This is a genomic window from Micrococcaceae bacterium Sec5.1, from assembly GCA_039636795.1.
Lineage (GTDB): Bacteria > Actinomycetota > Actinomycetes > Actinomycetales > Micrococcaceae > Arthrobacter.
In genome coordinates, this window is the sequence record CP143430.1 from 5,229,190 (window position 1) to 5,247,710 (window position 18,521).

15 protein-coding genes and 1 riboswitch are annotated in these 18,521 nt (G+C 63.1%); of the genes, 1 reads left to right on the top strand and 14 read right to left on the bottom strand.

All coding sequences use genetic code 11. The features are described from left to right. Nucleotides 1-50 precede the first annotated feature (50 nt). On the bottom strand, nucleotides 51-1,121 hold the full coding sequence (locus VUN82_24020) for an FUSC family protein (GenBank protein ID XAS72102.1): 1,071 nt from the start codon (nucleotides 1,119-1,121) through the stop codon (nucleotides 51-53). On the opposite strand from VUN82_24020, the gene VUN82_24025 reads away from it, so the two are divergent. Further along, nucleotides 1,096-1,230, top strand: coding sequence for a hypothetical protein (locus VUN82_24025; GenBank protein ID XAS74798.1), 135 nt, complete (start codon nucleotides 1,096-1,098; stop codon nucleotides 1,228-1,230). The two genes, VUN82_24020 and VUN82_24025, sit on opposite strands and share 26 nt — an antisense overlap. A gap of 52 nt (nucleotides 1,231-1,282) precedes the next feature. Here the strand turns inward: VUN82_24025 and VUN82_24030 are convergent, their stop codons facing one another. The 13 genes from VUN82_24030 to VUN82_24090 all read right to left on the bottom strand — a co-directional run bounded on the left by VUN82_24030 (nucleotide 1,283) and on the right by VUN82_24090 (nucleotide 18,419). Further along, a complete protein-coding gene (locus tag VUN82_24030; protein XAS72103.1) occupies nucleotides 1,283-2,581 on the bottom strand; it encodes a hypothetical protein in 1,299 nt (432 codons plus the stop codon). Then, a complete protein-coding gene (locus VUN82_24035; protein XAS72104.1) occupies nucleotides 2,578-3,084 on the bottom strand; it encodes a hypothetical protein in 507 nt (168 codons plus the stop codon). Before VUN82_24035 ends, VUN82_24030 begins: the two co-directional genes overlap by 4 nt. A gap of 1 nt (nucleotide 3,085) precedes the next feature. Further along, entirely contained in the window at nucleotides 3,086-3,937 is an 852-nt protein-coding gene (locus VUN82_24040; protein XAS72105.1) for a hypothetical protein, read from the bottom strand. A 92-nt stretch (nucleotides 3,938-4,029) separates the two neighbouring features. Continuing rightward, nucleotides 4,030-4,485 (bottom strand): hypothetical protein, encoded by a 456-nt coding sequence (locus VUN82_24045; GenBank protein ID XAS72106.1) that lies wholly within the window; start codon nucleotides 4,483-4,485, stop codon nucleotides 4,030-4,032. A 517-nt stretch (nucleotides 4,486-5,002) separates the two neighbouring features. Beyond that, nucleotides 5,003-6,430 carry a protein kinase gene (locus VUN82_24050; protein ID XAS72107.1) on the bottom strand — a complete coding sequence of 476 codons (1,428 nt, stop codon included), beginning with the start codon at nucleotides 6,428-6,430 and terminating at the stop codon, nucleotides 5,003-5,005. 175 nt (nucleotides 6,431-6,605) lie between these two features. Continuing rightward, on the bottom strand, nucleotides 6,606-7,391 hold the full coding sequence (locus tag VUN82_24055) for a methylenetetrahydrofolate reductase (GenBank protein ID XAS72108.1): 786 nt from the start codon (nucleotides 7,389-7,391) through the stop codon (nucleotides 6,606-6,608). 22 nt (nucleotides 7,392-7,413) lie between these two features. Further along, the gene (gene lipA / locus VUN82_24060; protein ID XAS72109.1) at nucleotides 7,414-8,421 is read right to left on the bottom strand and encodes a lipoyl synthase; all 1,008 of its coding nucleotides are present in this window, start codon (nucleotides 8,419-8,421) and stop codon (nucleotides 7,414-7,416) included. Nucleotides 8,422-8,449: 28 nt separating this feature from the next. After that, on the bottom strand, nucleotides 8,450-9,850 hold the full coding sequence (locus VUN82_24065) for an L-serine ammonia-lyase (protein XAS72110.1): 1,401 nt from the start codon (nucleotides 9,848-9,850) through the stop codon (nucleotides 8,450-8,452). A 619-nt stretch (nucleotides 9,851-10,469) separates the two neighbouring features. Continuing rightward, entirely contained in the window at nucleotides 10,470-11,789 is a 1,320-nt protein-coding gene (gene glyA / locus VUN82_24070; GenBank protein XAS72111.1) for a serine hydroxymethyltransferase, read from the bottom strand. Further along, on the bottom strand, nucleotides 11,786-12,169 hold the full coding sequence (gene gcvH, locus VUN82_24075; protein XAS72112.1) for a glycine cleavage system protein GcvH: 384 nt from the start codon (nucleotides 12,167-12,169) through the stop codon (nucleotides 11,786-11,788). The genes glyA and gcvH overlap by 4 nt, the downstream gene beginning before the upstream one ends. 409 nt (nucleotides 12,170-12,578) lie before the next feature. Next, nucleotides 12,579-13,715, bottom strand: coding sequence for a glycine cleavage system aminomethyltransferase GcvT (gene gcvT, locus VUN82_24080; protein ID XAS72113.1), 1,137 nt, complete (start codon nucleotides 13,713-13,715; stop codon nucleotides 12,579-12,581). 12 nt (nucleotides 13,716-13,727) lie between these two features. Then, nucleotides 13,728-16,583 (bottom strand): aminomethyl-transferring glycine dehydrogenase, encoded by a 2,856-nt coding sequence (gene gcvP / locus VUN82_24085; GenBank protein XAS72114.1) that lies wholly within the window; start codon nucleotides 16,581-16,583, stop codon nucleotides 13,728-13,730. A 148-nt stretch (nucleotides 16,584-16,731) separates the two neighbouring features. Continuing rightward, nucleotides 16,732-16,830: riboswitch (glycine riboswitch) on the bottom strand. Nucleotides 16,831-16,904: 74 nt separating this feature from the next. After that, a complete protein-coding gene (locus VUN82_24090) occupies nucleotides 16,905-18,419 on the bottom strand; it encodes a PucR family transcriptional regulator ligand-binding domain-containing protein (GenBank protein XAS72115.1) in 1,515 nt (504 codons plus the stop codon). Nucleotides 18,420-18,521: the final 102 nt, after the last annotated feature.

An 18,521-nucleotide genomic window follows, 5' to 3' on the forward strand; every position in this document is an offset into this window, starting at 1 on the left:
ACATTCCCTAGTAACTAACTTGGCTAACTAGTTATATGTGTACTTATCATTTAAGTCCAGCCAGCCGGGACAGTCGCACGCACCCGCCGCCAAAGACTGGGCGCCACCACTACCGCCGCGCCGACGGCGGCACCGATGACCGTTTCGATGATGCGGTCCCGCAGCAGCAGGCCGGGATCGACAGGGGCTGCCAGCAAAGTAGCGACCAAGGCAAGCGGCGTAACGAAAATCTGCGCCACAAGGTACTGCCGCGCGATGAACATTTCAGCGCCGAACTGGCAAGCAGCGATCACCAGGACCATGGCCCACGGCGCGGGATTGAGCCAGAGGATGCCAGCAAGCAGCACCAACCCGACCACCGTTCCGGCGATTCTTTGGATGCCACGGCTCACGCGATGGCGCGTCGAATGCCCCACCAATGGAACCACTGCCGCGACCATGGCCCAATAAGTGTGGCCGAAGCCAAGCCTCTCCCCCACCAGCGTCGCGATGGTCCCCGCAAGGCCGGCCGCAATCAGGTATCCACCGCCTTCCAACCAGATCGCCCGACGTTCCGGGGTGGTGTGGCGGATGCGCGGCGGCCGCTTCCACGGGGTCCTGTGGCTCTTGAAAACCCGGGATGACATACCGATCAGAAGGCAGAAGACCGTCGTCCCTGCCGCAACGAGCATTGCCTCCCCAAGCGGCGGCTGCGCCTGGATGGATGCGATCGCAGCGAAAGCGAAGATGTGAAAGAGGGAGCCGCCGGGTCTCAGCCTCCAGGCCGCGACCACCACCGAGCACCCACCTGCCACGAGAGTGGTGGCAGCAGTCAGCAGCCACGAATACGCGGCGCCTTCGATCCCCCAGGATTGCGCTCCCCGCGCCATGAGCGTCGCCAGCAGGATGATCAGCAGCATGAAACTACCGGCACGCAGCTGACTTCGGAAGCGGACGCTGTGCGGTTCATTGCGACCATAAATGCCCGTAAAGGCACCGAACGAAGCAAATACGGCCAGATCCAACCGCCCCAACAGCGTCAGTGAAATCAATGGAACAAAGACACCTACAGCGCAACGGAGAGCTGGGTGATGGTCCTTGTTTCCTGGACCCATCGTGAACATTTCCGCTACAGCCTTCAAGGTGCGGTTCGCCTTTCGTCGCAGGATAAAAACGTACGACGGCGGCGCTGGCGTCCGCTCCAAGGCTACGCTCCGGGCGCTGGACTACTCCGGGTTTGCGTACAGATAGTGCCCCTTATCACGAGGAATAAGGGGCACTATCAGTTGTGCATTACTTGTTGCTAGAAGCGGGAGGCTGTAGGACTGGTGAACTGGTTGGTTGAGAGCGGATTGCTCGCAATATCCGTAATGCCGGATGCCGGCGTGTAGCTTGGGACCGGAGTGGGGGACGTGGAAACCGTGTTGCCGCCAGCGGTTCCACCGCCCAGTGTGATGGTGAGCGTCCTTGCCGCCGGATTCCAGCTCAGGCTGGAGGCGTTATTGCCATTCCCGCTAAAGCTGAGCGCCGAGTCTGTGTAGTTGCCGCCCAGTGCAACACTGCCGAACCTGAGGGTTGGGCACCCGGCCCCGGTTACAGTCAGTGCGCTGCTGGTAGAGCTTACGTTGACGACGTTGACTACCACGTTGTCTGCATTGTTGCCGGCTTGGGTCTGCACGTTGGTGGTGTTGTTGGCCCATATGCTGCAGATCGTGGTCGGGTTGACGGGTTCCGAGAAAGATATCGTCACCGAATCGCCCTTCTCCATCTTGCCGAGAGTGCCCCCCGAAACGTTGTTCAGCTGAACCCCCGTCACCGTTGGCGAGCTCACGTCCTTAGTGGATGTCGCCGTTCCCGCAGGACCGGTGTTACCTGCCGCATCGGTGGCTCGTGCGGAGTAGTTGATGGTCCCTGGGCCGAACGCGCTCAGGTTCAAAGGCGTCGCCGTCCAGTTGCCGGAACTGTTGGCGCTTACAGTCTGGGTCACGGGCTGAGCTCCTGTACCGGTAACAGTCAGAGCCACCGAAGACAAGGCCTCTGCCGTACCACTTACTGGAACAGCGCTTACGTTTCCACTGTGGACATATGCTGGCACCGTCAAGGTTGGGGCCAGCGGTGGAGTGGTGTCCGTAACAGGTGTTGCGCCGGTGCTTCGAGCGCTTTCCGCGCCCTGCCACAGGGAAAGCAGAGGCGTCACCGTGTAGAACCAGGTGCCGGCAGGAACATTGCCCTCCACACAGCTGAGGGCCGTGATCGTGCCGCTACAGGTTCCCGTCGCGCCAACTTTTGTACCGCCGGTCGCTGAGGCATAACGCGCGATGCTGTACCCGCCCACGGACCGGCCTGCCGCCGTCGTACTCGCTGCCCAAGTAACCGTCACGCTGGTTCCGGAAACGGAAGTAGTGGGCTTTGCGCCTTGGGCGACGGCGTCGGCCTTGGAAGCAACAAAGCCACTGTTAACAGAACTCCAGAAAGCGCTGGCAGCGGGTCCGCCCCAGGAGACGAGGAGGATGCCGAGAACGATCACGAGGGCGCGGTTCCATGCGCCCATCGTCAGCCGGGACGAGGACGGCGAAGCAGCGGACAGACGAAGCGGGCTCACTTCCGTACCTCCAGCGTGACGGGGACCTTGAATTGGGCGCCTTGGCAGGCGGAGAGTGAGGCCGCGCTCATGCTGGCTGCATCCGGCAGCGTCAGCAGGATGGACGTATTTGCCTGAATGGTGACGGGCTGGGCCAACGGTGTAGGAGGTGGCGTGAAGGTCACGCCGGTGGTGGTGCAGGCGGCATGCCCGGCATCGGCAGTTACGGCGCCATTGCCAGCAATACCGTAGATGGTGACCGCATGGGCATTTGGGTTGCTTGCGCGGAGGATGACATCGGCTGTTCCACCCGGAACGAGGCTGGTCTGCAGGGTATCCCCCGCGACCAACGCATCCACCGTCACCGTTTGCATGGTCCCGTTGATCGCCGAACCGCTGCCGATCCCGGTGGTGGCCCAATAGGCGTAGGCGGTCCCAGCGCCGCCCAGAATGCAGAGGGCAATAGTGGCAGCAGTGGTGCGGGCGATCCGTCCGCTACGGAGGTTCCGGCTGAGCGTTTTCATGTCAGTTCGCCTGTCCCGTCCCGGAGTAGATGAGTTGGAGTGTCGCGCCTTTGCAACCGTCTTGGAGCTGCAACGTGTCCAGCATCCTCACTTGCGGCCACTTGCTTTGGGGCACTCCCAGCGAGGTCAGCGAGCTGGGACCCGAAGGAGCTGCGAACGGGTACGTTCCGGTGTATTGCGTGATTTGGTAGTCAGCGCTGCTACAGGGGAGGTTGGCCGCAACCGCTGCCGGCGTCCGCACCACCTGCGCAATCGAAACCGTGAGGTTGGTGACGGCGATGCTCTTGTTCTCGGGGTTGGAAATCTGCAGTTCCACTGCCCGCGACACCCCTGGGGCGAGCAGACCGTTCAGCGAACCCGTGAGTCCGAACGTCCGCTTGACTTCCTGAACCTGCAACTGCCCCGGTGCGGCGTTGGACTGGAGGGTCCCGCTAGCCCCCGTGACTGTGAAGTCGGACTTGCCGGCCGGCGTCGTGGTCGCCGTGGTGACGGTCAACGACACCTGGGCGGTGGCGCCGGATCCCAGAACCATCGACGACGGCGACCACGCGACTGCCGCTCCAGCCGGAAGGCCCGTAACGGTGAACGTTACGGGTCCAGTGAAACCGCCCGTAGAGGTGGCTGCCACCGTAAAGGTGGTGGATTGCCCTTGATCCAAGCTGCGGCTGGAGGGAGACAACGTCACCGCAATCCCCTTGCCTACTTTGGCCGAATTGCCCTGCGTAGCGCTTTGCCCGCCGCTTGCAGCGAGTGTCGCCACCGAAACAAGGGCAACCATCAGCGCAAGCAGCAGCGCCCGGAGTGGTAGTCCGGATCGACGGAAAGGCGCGATGCGCTCTGGCCGGTGGTCCATGGAAAGCTCTCTTTTCGGACGGAAGCGTTCAGGTGGGAAGAATGCGGAAGCCGGGGACCACCACTCGCAAGGTGGTCCCCGGCAGGCACGCGCTACTGGCTGGTGACGTTGACCGTGACGGTCGCGGACTTGCAGGCATCCTGGTTGGCGGTGCCGCTGTCGTTGAACTTCAGGACACCGCTGCCAACGGACGTTCCGGTCGAATTGGCGGCGACGAGTGAGTTGCTCGTATCGGCGGTGACGTCAAACCATGCCGGAAGACAGGCGGCGTCGCTCGTGGTTACGTTTGCACTCAGGGCTCCGACTACTGTCCCCGAAGTCGTCGAGTTATCGGCGGTGTAGGCCACTGCAGTTTGGTTGCCCGGTGCCAGGCCGGCATTGAACGTGGCGTGCAGCGTGACAGTTCTGCCACCTGATGAGTTGGCGGCTGAGCCGTTGCCTGATCCGGTGGTGGTCCAGTAGGCGTAGGCAGCTCCGCCACCTACGGCTACCAATGCCACGCCTGCGACGGTGGCGGTGATCCGGCTCTTCTTGGAAAGCTTGCGCATGGTATGACTCCTTGGTTGATCTTTTTCCGGGGAGCCGCATCGCAACCCCCAGCACCCGACCGTTTCCGACGGATGAAGCGATGCCCCCAATAGTTCAGCCAGCAGTGGCACCGTGGCTACTCTTGGGTGTACGCCTCTTTTCCGCCCGACCAAGGGGTCAGGAATACGCTGAACCGGCTGGCGAGTACTCAGTTTTTGCGTTCGGGACTACTTGGTTCGGCGTTGCGTCGTCAGCGTGCAGGACGGGCTTCTGTGCGGATCAGATAGCGCGCTTTGCCGCACCATCTCTGGACCTTCCGCGTTGATGGCTATGTTGGCGCCGGCTGGTTCAGGAGTACTCAGTTTTAGGCGGCCTGGTACTTGACCGCAGGCGGCCGTTGCGGGCCACGCATTACGGAAATTCAGGTGTCGATGAGCCAACATTGTGCCCATCTTGAGCAAAAACTGCGCTGGCGTTCGATCATGACGGAGGCATGAAGGGGTGCATCACCTCAAAAGAGTGCCTTGCCGGGACCTTTCAGTTGGGGCCCCGCCCCTTCCCTGGCTTCTCGCCACTCTGGCCCTTGCCGTCGGATTGGCCGCCCCCTCGGCCCACGCCTGCTGATGGGCTGTCTCCCGGCTCAACGACCCCCGGCGATTCGGTTTCCTGCGCAACGTCAGTTGGGCTGGCCTGTTGGCTGGCTTCTGACGACGGAGCATCCCCTTGCCCGCTGCCCGAGTTCGACTGAGGCAGCTGAGACGGAGGCAGCTGAACGGTTTGAACCGGCCCTGGAATGAGAACTGTTTCCACCGGCCCAGGGGTGGTAATCGTCACCACTGGCGCGGGAGTGCTGGTCGGGGACGGGACGTTGGATTCCTGCGTAACCGGGGACGGCGATGTAACGTCTGCTGGCAGCGGACCCTGACCAGACAGGGCAACGGCGAGGGGGATGGCTACCGCTGCCGCCAGAAGGACCATCAACAGCGCCCGGAGTCGGCCCCCTCCGCCACTTCTATGAAGCTTCGGGGAAACTACGGTTCTTGGCCCGACGGCGGGTGCCCTGGCGGGCAGGGGCGGCAAAAGAGCGGTAGCTGCTGGGTGTGCGTACGCCTCTTGCCAGGGGCGACCCAGGAACTCTTCGATCTGCTCAGCGGTTGGCCTGTTGTCTGGCTCAAGGTCCGTCATGGACTTCAGCAGCTCGGCTATCGGGTGATGGATCTGCTCTGGAATGACGGGGGCACGGTGAAGACGGGCTGCAGCCGACTCGATCGGCGTCCCGGGATACTCGGTCCTACCAGTGAGGCACTCCAGGAGCACCAGGCCGAGGGAGTAGATGTCGCTGGCAGGAGTCAAGGGCCGGCCGAGGGCTTGTTCAGGACTGAGGTACTGTGCGGTTCCCACCGTCATTCCGGTGGCGGTGAGGCGGCTGCCTTCCAATATTCTGGCCACGCCGAAATCGGCGAGTTTCACTACGCGATCAGGGCCTGGAGTTTCCGAAACCAGGATGTTGGCGGGTTTGATGTCCCGATGAATCACTCCGCTGCCGTGAACTTGCACTAAGGCACCCGCAAGGGCGTGGCCGATATGCGTTGTTTCCGCGAGGCTGAGCGGTCCCTCAGCAAGCACCGCCCGCAGATTATTACCCGAAACCAGTTCCATGACGAGGAAAGCCTGAGGCGGGCCGGAAGTTCCGGCGTCCACACCGGCGTCGTAAATGTGCACCAAACCTGGGTGGTCAAATCCTGCCAGCAACCGCATTTCTGCCTGCTGACGCTCTTCGAAGCCCTCATCTGCTGAGCCCGGCGAAAAGATCTTAAGTGCAACGTCGCGGAGCAGGACTTCATCACGGGCCCTGCAAACAGTGGACATCGCTCCGTGCCCGAGTAGCTCCAGAATCCGGTAGCGGCCGTTGAGTATGTCCCCGCCGCCTGTTGGATCAACGAGAGCTTCACCGCCTGCGCTCACGGCCCTACACCTCTTGCGTCCAAGCGCGCTGCGCCGATTAATCCTGCGCTGCGATGCAGTTGATAAGTAACCTTCTTATGGCAAACGTACAGCCTCCAGGCCACCTTGCCAACCATGAAGTTTGCTACTACTTTTCCGGGAAAAATCGTCGGAATTGCGCGCCTCGGAGCTCCATTTACCGCCGCCCCTGGACCACTGCTTGCGGCGTTGGGAGTGCGTCCAAGGAATTGAAACTGTACAGCTGAATGCCCTCGATCCCCGGGCGGGCTGAGAGCTCCTCGATGAGTGCGTCCGGCGTGTACCGTTCCCCGATCAGGAGCCTCCGCGCAAGCGGACCTTTGCGGCTGAGGAATTTCAGGGACGATCCAACTCCGATCTTGGTGGCAAGCGAGACCAGCTTTGCCTTGGGCACCGCCCCCGCCACACCTGCCCAGACTGGAAGCAGCACACCTTCACGGCGGAGCATGGCCACATACTCCTGGATCTTGTCAGCCGAGAAACACATCTGGGTGACGATCTTGGTGGCGTTGTCTTGCTTCGCCAGCAGCGCATCAACCAAGTGCAGGTTGGTGATGTCCGGATGCCCTTCGGGGTACCCAGCCACTCCAACGCTCATGGCACCGGAGGTTATCTGGGCGATGTCACGCAGCAATTCCCCACCTGTGGAATACGAACCCGAGGGCTGCCCGTCGCCACCGATGGCGAAGACTTCCGTGATGCCCGACGCCGAGCAGTCGCCCAGTATTGCGGACAGCTCGGCGCGGCTTTCAAGAGCCTTCGCCGCAAGATGGGGAACAACCGTGTAGCCGAGCTCCCGTAGTTGGACGGCAGTACGCAGCGTGGCGCCGACACCGTGCTTGGGCAGGCACGTAATGCTTATCGCGGTTGACGTCGGCAAAGCCTTGCTGACGGCGTCCACGATTCCCTCGGACGGGATGATCTCAACGCGAAGGGGAAGCATGAGGTGTCCTTTTGATGTGGGGTTAGGCGTGGGCGGCGAGGATGGTGGAGGCTTCCTGGCGGGTGGTGCCGGAGGACTCGATGTGGGCCAGGGCGGCGGGGATTTCCCAGCCCTTCTTGCGCATTGCGGTGGCCCACAAACGCCCGGCCCGGTAGGAGGAGCGGACCAGGGGCCCGGACATGACACCGAGGAAGCCGATTTCTTCGGCCTCGTGCTGGAGGTCCACGAATTCCTGGGGCTTGACCCACCGGTCCACGGGCAGGTGCCGTTCGGAGGGGCGCAGGTACTGGGTGATCGTGATCAAATCACACCCGGCCGCGTGAAGATCGCGGAGGGCTTCGGAGATTTCCTCGCGGGTTTCGCCCATGCCCAGGATCAGGTTGGACTTGGTCACCATGCCCAGGTCCCGGCCCTGGGTGATGACATCCAGGGAACGTTCGTACCGGAACGCCGGGCGGATCCGCTTGAAGATCCTGGGCACGGTCTCGACGTTGTGCGCGAACACCTCGGGCTTGGAATCGCAGATCGCGGCGATGTGTTCGGGTTTGCCGGAGAAGTCCGGGATCAGCAGTTCCACCCCGGTGCCGGGGTTCAGTTCGTGGATCTTGCGGACCGTTTCGGCGTACAGCCAGACACCTTCATCGGCGAGGTCATCACGGGCCACCCCGGTGACCGTGGCGTAGCGCAGCTGCATGGCCTGCACGGACCGGGCCACCTTGGTGGGTTCGAACATGTCCACCGGGGAGGGTTTGCCGGTATCGATCTGGCAGAAATCACAGCGCCGGGTGCATTCGGACCCGCCGATCAGGAACGTCGCTTCCTTGTCTTCCCAGCACTCGAAAATGTTCGGGCAGCCGGCCTCTTCACAGACAGTGTGCAGGCCTTCCTTCTTCACCAGCTTCTTCAACCCGACGAACTCCGGGCCCATCTGGACCTTGGCCTTGATCCACTCGGGCTTGCGTTCAACCGGGACAGCCGAGTTACGCTGCTCAACGCGCAGCAACTTACGGCCTTCAGGTGCCAGGGTCATGGGTTTACTTCCTTGTTGGTTGTAGGGGTCAGCATTCGACGACGTTCACGGCCAGGCCGCCCATCGCGGTTTCCTTGTACTTGGAGGACATGTCCTTGCCGGTCTCGCGCATGGTCACGATCACCTCATCCAGCGACACCCGGTGCGTCCCATCACCCCAGAGCGCCATCTTCGCCGCGTTGATCGCCTTCGCCGCAGCAATCGCGTTCCGCTCAATACACGGAATCTGCACCAACCCTCCGATCGGATCACACGTGAGCCCCAGATTGTGTTCCATCGCGATCTCCGCCGCGTTCTCCACCTGACCCGGCGTACCACCCATCACCTCGGCCAACCCGGCAGCAGCCATCGACGACGCCGAGCCCACCTCGCCCTGGCAGCCCACCTCAGCACCCGAAATGGACGCCTGCTCCTTGTACAACACACCCACCGCACCGGCGGCGAGCAGGAACTTCACCACCACATCGTCCCTGTCCTTTTGGGTGGCCTGATCCATGCCCGGGGCGTAGTTCAATGCGTAATACAACACCGCCGGGATGATCCCCGCCGCGCCGTTCGTCGGCGCCGTGACCACCCGCCCGCCCGTGGCGTTCTCCTCATTAACAGCCAAGGCGATCAGGTTCACCCACTCCTGCCAATACTTCGGATCGTTGCGGTCCTTGTCTTCCTTCAACAACCGCTCCAGCCAGTCAGGAGCACGACGGCGGACCTTCAACCCCCCGGGCAACACACCCTCACGCTTCAGGGATGTTTCGACACACGCCTCCATCACGTGCCAGATATGAAGCAAACCCTCCCGGATCTCCTCCTCACTCCGGGACGCACGCTCGTTGATGAACATGATGTCGGAAATCCCCAGACCCTTGGACGAGCAGCGGCCCATCAACTCAGCAGCGGTCCGGAACGGCAACGGCAACTCCGCCTTCGTCTCCTCCAACTCGGCCCGCGCAGCGTCCTCCTCACCCTCCCGGACAATGAACCCGCCCCCGACCGAGAAGAACGTCGCCTCCCGCAGGATGTTGCCCTCGCCATCAGCCACGGCGAACTTCATCCCGTTCGTATGCCGCGGCAACACCGTCAACGGATGCAGGATCATGCCCTCAACCGCATATTCGAGAAGCTGTCCGCCAGCCAGATTGAGCTTCCCGGTCTCCGCGATCGAGGCCAACCGCTCCTCCACTTGGTCAGGCAGGATCTCCTCGGGGTCGAAGCCTTCCAGCCCAAGCAACACCGCGGTGAACGTGCCGTGTCCCTTACCCGTCGCAGCCAACGACCCATACAAGTCAACCCGCAAGGACGCGACCGACCCGAGCACGTCGGACGCACGTAGCTCACGGGCAAACACCGCCCCAGCCCGCATCGGCCCCACAGTATGGGAACTCGACGGGCCAATACCCACAGTGAACAGATCGAAAACACCAACAGCCATAGCCGTGATCCCTTTCAAAACAAAAGATGTCTAAAGCAACCCGGGGTCACTTATGGCCCCCAAACGCACCCCACATGGGCCACAAGTGACCCCGCGTTGCATGAATCCCAGTGCGCCGTCGCCGATTCGGGGCTCCGCTGCCAAACATGCCGTGCGCACGGCACACTTCGCAGCCACCCCCCGAATCGGCCCCCAATACATTCCCAAACCAAAAGAAGAATGTGGGCTAAAGCAACCCGGGGTCATTTATGGCCCCCAAACGCACCCCACATGGGCCACAAGTGACCCCGCGTTGCAGCTGCACCCGAGGCTCCCAAACCAACCCTGCGTCCACGGAACACCCTCGGCAGGTAGACCCATCCAACACAAGCCAACGAACCCGCCAATCCCGCCCCAAAACGGCAACCCGACCACCGGCCCCCATTGGCCCGGCATCCCGACCTGCCGACCCAAGAGCTGCCCCTTCGGGTCAGGGCTCCGGCAGCATGCGTCTAAGGGAGCGTCACGTCCGCCCAGCGGGCGTCTACGCGACCGAGCATGCAGAGGGGGTCGGACTCGACGGGCCTTCCGAGCCCGACGACGAACCGAACCCGACGACGAACCGAACCCGACGGGCGACTTACGCGAGGTTCGAAACACCCGGGTAGAGCGGATGCGCCTTCGCCAGCACATCAACCCGGTGCCGCAACCCGGAAAGGTCCGCATCGGCGTCGGCAATCAGAACTTCGGCGATGATGTCCGCAACCTCACGGAAGGCAGCTTCCCCGAATCCGCGTGTAGCGAGGGCCGGGGTGCCGATGCGCAGGCCGGAGGTGACCATGGGCGGGCGCGGGTCGAAGGGGACGGCGTTGCGGTTGACGGTGATGTCGATTGCGGCGAGACGGTCTTCGGCTTGCTGGCCGTCGAGTTCGCAGTTGCGCAGGTCGACGAGCACCAAGTGCACGTCCGTGCCACCCGAAACAACTGTGATCCCCTTTTCGGCAACGTCCGGCTGGACCAGGCGTTCGGCGAGAATCCGGGCGCCAGCAAGGACGCGTTCCTGACGTTCCCGGAACTCCTGGGAAGCGGCGATCTTGAAGGCGACGGCCTTGCCGGCGATCACGTGCTCCAGCGGTCCACCTTGCTGGCCCGGGAACACCGCCGAGTTGATCTTCTTGGCGATGTCGGCGTCGTTGGAGAGGATGATGCCACCACGAGGACCGGCGAGGGTCTTGTGCGTCGTTGACGTCGTGACGTGGGCATGCGGGACCGGCGACGGGTGCAGGCCAGCTGCAACCAATCCGGCGAAGTGAGCCATGTCCACCATCAAGTAAGCGCCAACGGACTCGGCGATCCGACGGAACTCGGCGAAGTCCAACTGCCGCGCGTAAGCGGACCAGCCGGCAACGATGAGGGCAGGCTTGTGTTCTTGCGCCAGGCGTTCGACTTCGGCCATGTCCACGGTGTGGGTGTCCTCGCGGACGCCGTACGGGACCACGTTGTAGAGCTTGCCGGAGAAGTTGATCCGCATGCCGTGGGTCAGGTGGCCGCCGTGGGCCAGGTTCAGGCCCATGATGGTGTCGCCCGGCTTGATCAGCGCGTGCATCACCGACGCATTGGCCTGGGCACCGGAGTGCGGCTGAACGTTCGCGTACTCGGCGCCGAACAGGGACTTGATGCGGTCGATCGCGAGCTGCTCGATCACGTCAATGTGCTCGCAGCCACCGTAGTACCGCTTGCCCGGGTAGCCTTCGGCGTACTTGTTGGTCAGCACGGAGCCCTGAGCCTGCATCACAGCAACCGCCGTGTGGTTCTCTGAGGCGATCATTTCCAGGCCGTCGCGCTGGCGGCCCAGTTCGTCGTCGATCTTTGCGGCGATCTCAGGATCCAGGTCCGCCAATTGGGCGTCCAACGACGCCGACACGACCTGCTCGAATTCGGTCACGGCTGCCGGGTTCATAGTTCGCCACCGTTCGTTGCAGCATATTCTTCGGCCGACATGAGCGGGCCTTCTTCCGTGGCGGCCACCTTGAAGAGCCAGCCGGCACCGTAGGGATCGTTGTTGATCAGAGCGGGATCGCTGACAACGGCGTCGTTGATCTCAGTCACCTCACCAGTAACAGGCGAGTACAGGTCAGACACGGACTTCGTGGACTCAACTTCACCGCAGGTCTCCCCTGCAGTAACCGTGGAGCCAACCTCAGGGAGGTCGACGTACACGATGTCGCCCAAGGCATCCGCGGCTACCGCAGAGATCCCAATCCCCACAGGCCCGGCCCCATCCGAAGCAACCCACTCATGCTCAGCCGAATACTTCAGCTCGGCAACTACTTTGCTCATTCCAATTCCTAACTTCTTGTGTGTTTTGAAAACTGTTCGTGATCCCGGCGGTACTTGGGTTGGGTGGCGGGGAACCGAACTCCTCCGCGTGCTCGGTCGCGAGGACGCCCGCTGAGCGGACGTGTCGCTTCCTTAGACGCACGCTTCCGGAATCCGGCTCCCCACCGCTGGCCCACACTTTATAGACCGCTCACCCTCCGAAAGACCCGCGAACCGAGGCTTGGAACCTGCTTTTCAGCAGGTTGCCTCGGTCTACTGGACCCGTGCGCAAGGTGAGCCGCGCGGTCCCCTTCGGGTCTGGCCTCCGGCAGCATGCGTCTAAGGGAGCATCGCGTCCGCCCAGCGGGCGCTTCTGCGACCGAGCATGCAGAGGAGGTCAAACCCGACGGGACTTACCTGACCGCTTGACCTACTTTTGGCGCTTGTAGAACGGCAGGGCCACGACTTCGAACGGTTCCGATTTGCCTCGGAGGTCCACTTCGACGATCGTTCCCGGCGCTGAATGTTCGACGTCGACGTACGCCAGGGCGATCGGGTAACCGAGTGTTGGGCTCGGCTGGCCGGAGGTGACTTCGCCGATGAGGGAGCCGTCCTTGAGGACCGAGTAGTGGGCGCGGGCTGCGCGACGGCCTGCACCTTTGAGGCCGACGAGCTTCTGTCCGATGGTGGATCCGACGCCGGCAGCCTTGATTGCAGTCAGGGCTTCCTTGCCGATGAAGTCGCTTTCCTTGGTCAGGGAAACAACGGGGCCCAGTCCTGCGGCGTAGGCGTTGACGTAGCGGGAGAGTTCGTTGCCGTAGAGCGGCATTCCGGCTTCGAGGCGGAGGGAGTCGCGTGCCGCAAGGCCTGCGGGGATGAGCCCGTGGCCCTCGCCGACTTCGAGGAGGGCTTCCCACAGGCCAGCTGCGTCAAGGTTGGGGATGTAGATCTCGAAGCCGTCTTCGCCGGTGTAGCCGGTGCGGGCGAGCAGCAGGTCCTGCCCGTTAATGGAGACTTCAACGGCCGCGTAGTACTTCAGTTCCGTCACCAGTGCGTGCTGCTCGGCAGGAATCAAGGTCAGCAGAATGGCTTCGGCGTTCGGACCCTGTACTGCGATCAGTGACGTCTCGGCCGAGGAGTCGTCAACCACGACGTCGAAGCCCCCGGCCCGTTCCAGCAGTGCCGCCGCAACTACCTTGGCGTTGCCCGCGTTGGGGACCACGAGGTACTGATCGATGCCTTCTCCGGGAGAGGGGCGGCGGTAGGAGATGAGGTCGTCGATGATGCCGCCGTCGGCGTTGCAGATCAGCGAGTACTTGGCCTTGCCCACGGCGACCGCAGACAACTTGCCCACCAGCGCGTAATCCAGGAACGCTGCCGCGTCCGGGCCGCTGACCCAGACCTCGCCCATGTGGGAGAGGTCGAACAAGCCGGCGGAGTTCCGGACTGCGTGGTGCTCGGCGAGCTCGGACTCGTACTTCAGGGGCATCTGCCAGCCGCCGAAATCCGTGAAGGACGCGCCGGCCTTTTTGTGCTGCTCATAAAGAGCGGTGTAGTTCTCAGTCATGACAGTGAGTCCTTAGTTTTCGAAGTCCGTGAGCGGAGGGCAGGAGCACACAAGATTCCGGTCCCCGGCGGCGCCGTCAACGCGGCCGACCGGCGGGAAGTACTTGTCCTGCTTGAGGTGGTGGACCGGGAACGCTGCCTGCTCACGCGTGTAGCCGCGGTCCCATGCAGAACTCACGACGGCGGCGGCCGTGTGCGGCGCGTTGCGCAGCGGCGAGTTCTCAACAGTGAAATCGCCGGCGGCAACCTGCTCGATTTCAGCGCGGATGGTGATCATGGCCTCGATGAAACGGTCGAGCTCGGCCAGGTCTTCGGACTCGGTCGGTTCCACCATCAAAGTTCCGGCAACGGGGAACGCCAAGGTGGGAGCGTGGAAACCGAAGTCGATCAGGCGCTTGGCCACGTCCTCGGCCGTGACACCTGTGCGGGCCGTCAGTTCGCGGAGGTCCAGGATGCACTCGTGGGCAACAAGTCCGCCCTCGCCCGTGTAAAGGACGGGGAAGTGCTCATCCAAGCTGGAGGCGACGTAGTTGGCCGCGAGCAGCGCCGACTTGGTCGCTTCCGTGAGGCCCTGGCCGCCCATGAGCTTCACGTAGGCCCAGGAAATCGGGAGGACGCCAGCGGAGCCGTAGCGGGATGCCGAAATGGCCACGCCACCTTCAGACGAAACGTTGTTCGCATCACCGGGCATGAAAGGTGCCAGGTGGGCCTTGGCCGCGACCGGGCCAACACCGGGTCCGCCGCCGCCGTGCGGGATGCAGAACGTCTTGTGCAGGTTCAGGTGCGAAACGTCGCCGCCGAACTTGCCCGGCTGGGCGAGCCCAACGAGGGCGTTGAGGTTTGCACCGTCAACGTACACCTGGCCGCCAGCAGCATGGATGGAGTCACAAACCTCGCGGACATCGGCGTCGTACACACCGTGCGTGGACGGGTAGGTGATCATGATGCAGGACAGGACGTCCTTGTTGGCCTCGATCTTGGCCGCCAGATCAGCGTGATCGATGGTGCCATCGGCGGCCGTAGCCACCACAACAACCTTCATGCCGGCGAGCACAGCAGAGGCTGCATTGGTGCCGTGAGCGGAGGCAGGGATGAGGCAGACGTTGCGCTGCTCGTCGCCCCGGGAGAGGTGGTAGCCGCGGATCGCCAGGAGCCCAGCAAGCTCGCCCTGCGAACCGGCATTCGGCTGGATGGAGACCTGGTCGTAGCCGGTGATCTCAGTCAGGTCGGCTTCCAGGTCCTCAATCAGTTCACGCCAGCCAGCCGTCTGGTGGTCCGGAGCGAACGGGTGGATCGAGGCGAACTCGGGCCAGGAGATTGCTTCCATCTCGGCGGTTGCGTTGAGCTTCATGGTGCAGGAGCCCAGCGGGATCATGGTGCGGTCCAAGGCGAGGTCCCGGTCGGACAGCTTGCGGATATAGCGCAACAGCTGAGTCTCGGAACGGTGAGTGTTGAACACCGGGTGCTGGAGGAAATCACTGGTGCGGAGCACATCAGACGGAAGCTCAAACCCTGAAGCGTCCTTCACCGGGCCGGCACCAAAGGCGACGGCTACCGCGGAGAGGACCTCCGGCGTCGTGGTTTCATCGAGGGAAACGCCGACCGTGTCAGCATCAATGCGACGCAGGTTGATGCCGCGGGCTTCGGCGGCCGCGATGACTTTGTCGGCCTTGCCGGGTACGCGGACCGTGAGGGTGTCGAAGAAGACGTCGGAGACGAGCTCGCGGCCCGCCTTCTGCAGCGTCGCGGCCAAAACACGGGCGTGGCCGTTGACGGTTTCGGCGATCGCCTTCAGACCTTCGGGACCGTGGTAAACCGCGTACATCGAGGCCACGATCGCGAGCAGTGCCTGGGCCGTGCAGATGTTGGACGTGGCCTTCTCGCGTCGGATGTGCTGCTCGCGTGTCTGGAGCGCGAGTCGGTACGCGGGGACGCCGGCGTTGTCCTTGGAAACACCAACGATGCGGCCGGGAAGCGTCCGCTCCATGCCTTCGCGGACAGCCATGTACGCAGCGTGGGGGCCGCCGAAGAACAGCGGAACACCGAAGCGCTGCGCAGTTCCGACGGCGATATCGGCACCTTGTTCGCCCGGGGGCGTGATGAGGGTGAGCGCCAAAAGGTCGGCAGCGACAGTGACCAGCGCACCCCGTCCCTTGGCCGCCGCGATGACGCCGGAGTGATTGAATACGCGGCCGGAAACACCCGGTTGCTGCAGGACGATGCCGTTGATGTCGCCGTCGGGAAGGCCCGCCGAAAGGTCAGCGATCTCCACTTCGAAGCCCAGCGCCTCTGCCCTGCCCTTCACGATGGCGATGGTCTGCGGGAGGAGGTCGGCGTCGAGAACGGTCTTGCCGTCCTTGGCAGTTTTGGACTTGTTGGCGCGGCGCATCAGCAGCACGGCCTCAGCCACAGCGGTGGCTTCATCCAGCAGGGAGGCGTTGGCTACGGGCAGCCCCGTGAGGTCCTGGACCATGGTTTGGAAGTTCAGCAGTGCTTCGAGGCGGCCCTGGGAAATCTCCGGCTGGTAGGGCGTGTACGCCGTGTACCACGCGGGAGCCTCGAGGATGTTGCGGCGGATGACCGGGGGCGTGACGGTGTCGTAGTAGCCCTGGCCGATCATCTGAACGGCGGTCTTGTTCTTGGACGCGAGCTTCCGCAGCTCGGCGAGGACCTGCACCTCGGTGAGGGCGTCGTTTCCACTCGAAAGCCTAAGTGCAGCGTCCTGGCGGATGGAATCGGGGACCGCAACGTCTACCAAGCCGTCTACGGAGTCGTAGCCGATGGCCTTGAGCATGGTGTCAACGTCGGCCTGGCGTCGGGCGCCGATGTGCCGGTCCGCGAAAGCGGTGGGGGTTGATTGAACAGTCAAGAGGAACTCCATGATTCAGGCGCCCTATGAGCGCCACGATGATGTGGGTTCCTCCCCGCTCTGTATTGGACCTGAGAGATTCCGCAGGAATGGTCGCCTGCTTGCACCGTCGGTGAGCCCAGTTACCTGGACTGCTTTCCAGAGTTGCCTCGCCGTGGCGGTACGTGGGCCTGAGAGATTCCTGGGGAGGATTTGCTCCTACGGCGCCTGACTGGATGTACCGGCAGGACTCTCCCGCCACAGATCAAAAGCGTTGCGTCACATCAGTGACACGGTTCACACCATAGCCGGTTATCTCGAAAAAGCGCAAGCAAGGGATACCTACCGATGCATTGCCTCGTGGATCTGGAGGGCGAACCACAACTGGGCAACCGCGGAGGTTTCACCCATGTCCAGCCCCGTCAATTCGCCGATTTTCCGGATCCGGTAGATGATGGTTTGCCGGTGTGCGAACAGGGCAGCCGCAGTCTTTTGCCACGAACGCTGCGAGTCCAAATAGGTCCTCAGCGTGACGAGGAGATCGCCTTCCTGACTCTGCTCGTAATCGAAAATCGGCCCCAGAAGACGCCGGACCAGCGCAGTCCCTTCCTCGAAACCTGTCAGCCCCAGCCATGATGGTCCTTGCGCGTAGCGAGCCAATCCGAGCTTGTTCGCCCGGGCCGATCCGAGCGCCCAGAGGGACTCCTGCAGCGCGCGCTGAATGCCGGCCACTGCCGCCGGAGCGCTGATTCCGATCGCCGCATCCACCCCTGCGCAATGCACCAGGATGTCGTCCGGCACATCAGCAGGGATCACCACGTGCAGCCGACTGTTCCGCTTCAAGGAAGCCGACGCAACCCCGTGCCGCCACAGCTCGATGTGCACGTTGGCCAGCCTGTCGCCGTCGTTCGCTGTTTTGTCTCCGGCGGTCTCGGACATGGAAACGAGCAGGAAGTCGTGCGGCGGAACCCCAAAAGTTGCCAGCCGGCTCTCCATCTCGGCCGCGCCCAAGCGCCCATCCATGGCCTGCAGCAGGAACTCGCCCGCCAGCCGATGGCGGCCTTCCAACGACAAAACGATGCGCGAGAGCTGCAGTCCCAGCACGGTTGCGGCGTGCAGGAGGACGACGGCGTCCGGGTGCGGTTCGCTGTTGGGCAGCACCACGAGGAGCGCGTTGGCGTGGGTCGGGATGTCCATGGTCAGCACGTGCCGGCCCCGGATCCGGTGCCACTGGAAATTCTTGCCCGCCAAGGTCACTTGACCCGAAAGCGGAGCCCATTCATCGGCGAGGAATCCAGGGAGCCCCTGTCCTTCCGGGTGCCACGGATGGAGGCAGCGGCGATCCACCACGAACAGTTCCGCGTCCAGCTCGGTGGCAAGCCGTTGGACCAGGCTCTGCCAATGGTCCTCGGAGGCTCCGGCCGTGCGAAGAAGGTCGTAAACCCTGGCTGTCTGCCGCAAGCGCCGCGACTCTTCGAGCAGGGAAGATTCAGCAACCGAGCGGGCGATCGCGATGAACGGCAGCGGGTACGGGACGTTGATCAGTGGCAACGGCAGCCGGTCGCAGGCCGCCAGGAACTCCTGCGTCAGCGGGGGTGCGTGCATCTTCTCGCCGATCGCCAAGGCGCTTGCCCCGCTGTCCATGAGGGCCTCTGCGAGCGCCACTTGTCCCGCGGCATCGGCGGGAATCGACAGCCCATTGGTCATCATGAGCTCGCCGCCGGTGACCCATTCCCACAGCCTGGGCAGGTCAGAAGTGTGGGCCCACGTGATCCGGTTGTCGCGGCCTGTGTCACCGGCCAAGAGGGTGAGCCCCAGCTGCGGTTCAGCCACGAGCTCGGCGACGGTGATTGCCATCGGATGGGGTCCTGACTCTATGATTCCGGGGACCGTTTCGGGCGGTTTAGACATTCGTCTAAGCGCCTCGGCCATTTGTAGTCAATGTACCGCTATTCGCCG

What these genes read in the sequence shown, in the direction of transcription:
- VUN82_24035 (XAS72104.1), bottom strand. Translation starts at nt 3,084, where the DNA reads ATGAAAACGCTCAGCCGGAACCTCCGTAGCGGACGGATCGCCCGCACC.
- VUN82_24040 (XAS72105.1), bottom strand. Translation starts at nt 3,937, where the DNA reads ATGGACCACCGGCCAGAGCGCATCGCGCCTTTCCGTCGATCCGGACTA.
- VUN82_24045 (XAS72106.1), bottom strand. Translation starts at nt 4,485, where the DNA reads ATGCGCAAGCTTTCCAAGAAGAGCCGGATCACCGCCACCGTCGCAGGC.
- VUN82_24055 (XAS72108.1), bottom strand. Translation starts at nt 7,391, where the DNA reads ATGCTTCCCCTTCGCGTTGAGATCATCCCGTCCGAGGGAATCGTGGAC.
- lipA (XAS72109.1), bottom strand. Translation starts at nt 8,421, where the DNA reads ATGACCCTGGCACCTGAAGGCCGTAAGTTGCTGCGCGTTGAGCAGCGT.
- VUN82_24065 (XAS72110.1), bottom strand. Translation starts at nt 9,850, where the DNA reads ATGGCTGTTGGTGTTTTCGATCTGTTCACTGTGGGTATTGGCCCGTCG.
- glyA (XAS72111.1), bottom strand. Translation starts at nt 11,789, where the DNA reads ATGAACCCGGCAGCCGTGACCGAATTCGAGCAGGTCGTGTCGGCGTCG.
- gcvH (XAS72112.1), bottom strand. Translation starts at nt 12,169, where the DNA reads ATGAGCAAAGTAGTTGCCGAGCTGAAGTATTCGGCTGAGCATGAGTGG.
- gcvT (XAS72113.1), bottom strand. Translation starts at nt 13,715, where the DNA reads ATGACTGAGAACTACACCGCTCTTTATGAGCAGCACAAAAAGGCCGGC.
- VUN82_24090 (XAS72115.1), bottom strand. Translation starts at nt 18,419, where the DNA reads ATGGCAATCACCGTCGCCGAGCTCGTGGCTGAACCGCAGCTGGGGCTC.